Source organism: Acinetobacter lwoffii (assembly GCF_022809915.1).
In the GTDB taxonomy this organism is placed as follows: Bacteria; Pseudomonadota; Gammaproteobacteria; order Pseudomonadales; family Moraxellaceae; genus Acinetobacter; species Acinetobacter lwoffii_M.
The window spans coordinates 1-1,715 of the sequence record NZ_JALGQY010000075.1 but is presented as its reverse complement, the minus strand read 5'-3'; the positions used below and the strand labels follow the sequence as shown (position 1 = coordinate 1,715).

3 protein-coding genes are annotated in these 1,715 nt (G+C 27.9%); all 3 read left to right on the top strand.

Annotated elements, in window-relative coordinates; genetic code table 11:
* The first annotated feature begins 76 nt into the window (after nt 1–76).
* Genes MTX11_RS16700 through MTX11_RS16420 form a run of 3 tightly spaced genes read left to right on the top strand, consistent with a single transcriptional unit; the run spans nt 77 to nt 1,673 of the window.
* Nucleotides 77–478, top strand: a complete 402-nt coding sequence (locus MTX11_RS16700) for an N-6 DNA methylase (RefSeq protein WP_420909238.1) — start codon at nt 77–79, stop codon at nt 476–478.
* On the top strand, nt 475–993 hold the full coding sequence (locus MTX11_RS16425) for a restriction endonuclease subunit S domain-containing protein (protein ID WP_243475610.1): 519 nt from the start codon (nt 475–477) through the stop codon (nt 991–993). Before MTX11_RS16700 ends, MTX11_RS16425 begins: the two co-directional genes overlap by 4 nt.
* A 14-nt stretch (nt 994–1,007) precedes the next feature.
* On the top strand, nt 1,008–1,673 hold the full coding sequence (locus tag MTX11_RS16420; protein WP_243475609.1) for a type I restriction endonuclease: 666 nt from the start codon (nt 1,008–1,010) through the stop codon (nt 1,671–1,673).
* Nucleotides 1,674–1,715: the final 42 nt, after the last annotated feature.

Genomic DNA, 1,715 nt, shown 5'->3' with positions numbered 1-1,715 from the left:
TGCTGGCATATACAATTTAGATTGGGTGAAAGATAAACAATTAAATTGGTTAAAAAATGATTTATGAAGGAAGTCTATTGATGAAGATAGTACAAATACACTACGTGATAGAAGTAATGAGGTTTTATTTATAGATGCAAGAAACTGTGGTGAAATTTATCAAAAGAAATTCATTCAAATTGTAGAGAAGGATATTGAACTTATCTCCAATATATATTCAAATTGGAAATACAAACATCTATACACAAATTATCAAGATATTGATGAACTATGTTATTCAGCAAATATTGATGAAATTCAGAAAAAAAACTTTAGCTTAGTTCCGAGTAATTATATTAAATTTAATGAACGAGATATCTTTAATGATATTGAAGATAATTTAGATTCTTATAAAAAGAATATTTTATCTTCTTTAGAAAATGATATCAAAATTAATCAAAATTTAATTAATACTATTCTAGGTGAATCAAATAAATGAAATACTCAAAGCTAAAAAAATTTGTTAAACAAACTAATAATCGGAATGTAGATTTGTCAGTTAGTGATTTAAAAGGCATTAATATGAATAAAAATTTCTTTCCTTCAGTAGCAAATATTAATGGTACTGATATGAGTAAATATAAGATTGTTTTTCAAGGGCAATTTGCATTTAATCCAATGCATGTTGGTCGAGATAAATTAGTTCCTATAAGTTTACACCTAGAAGAAAATCCTATTATTGTTTCACCTGCTTATATAACATTTGAGATATGCAATGATGAAATTCTTCCTCAGTATTTGATGTATTGGTTCCAGTTCTCTGATTTTGATAGAAAAGCATGGTTCACCACTGATAATAGTGTTCGAGGAGGTCTTAGTTGGGACTCTTTTATTGATATGGATATACCAGTCCCAAGCAAGGAAATGCAAGCAATAATTTGTTTACGTGATATCTTGCCACATCAAGATAAAGTGAATTTAAGAAAGACGTTTCTTAACTTTAAAAATTCCTAGGGGTAAGTAGAATAATGACATTCACGGAAGATAAATTAGAACAAGCAATCATAAATATTTTCTTAAAAAATAATATAGGGGTGATTAATGGAAAGGATGTTACTGAAAAAGTTTCCCCTGTATTATTCGATGACCTGAATAATTATTTGAATGAAAATTATGATTTAACTTTTAGTGAGTTGAATAGATTGCATCATGAAGTTTTTTATAGTAGTAATTTAGGGGTTTATAATTTTAATAAAAACTTTATGAATAAAATATCTAATGGTTTTTTATTTTCTAGGGATGATAAAAAAAAGCCATCAATATTTATTGAATTTTTCAACTATAATAGCCATAAAAAAAACGTCTTTAAATTTGTAACGCAATTAAAAATTCTTGGAGAATGTCTTAGAATTCCTGATGGTATTCTTTATATCAATGGTATTCCATTAGTTGTATTTGAATTCAAGAGTGCTATTCGTGAAGATGCTACAATTTATGATGCCTATCAACAATTAACTGTACGTTATAAGCGTGACATCCCTGAGCTTATGAAATACAACGCCATATGCGTGATTAGTGATGGGGTAAATACAAAGATGGGATCTTTATTTGCACCTTATGAGTTTTTCTACGCATGGCGAAAAGTTACTGGGGATGAAAAGAGGTGGATCAGGAAATTTGAACAACACTTATAAGTGATATTTTGCTCCCCAAATGATGTTATAAACATCAATATA

Bases quoted from the DNA above. Each gene is read 5' to 3' on its own strand.
- MTX11_RS16420 (WP_243475609.1), top strand. From the start codon at position 1,008: ATGACATTCACGGAAGATAAATTAGAACAAGCAATCATAAATATTTTC.
- MTX11_RS16425 (WP_243475610.1), top strand. From the start codon at position 475: ATGAAATACTCAAAGCTAAAAAAATTTGTTAAACAAACTAATAATCGG.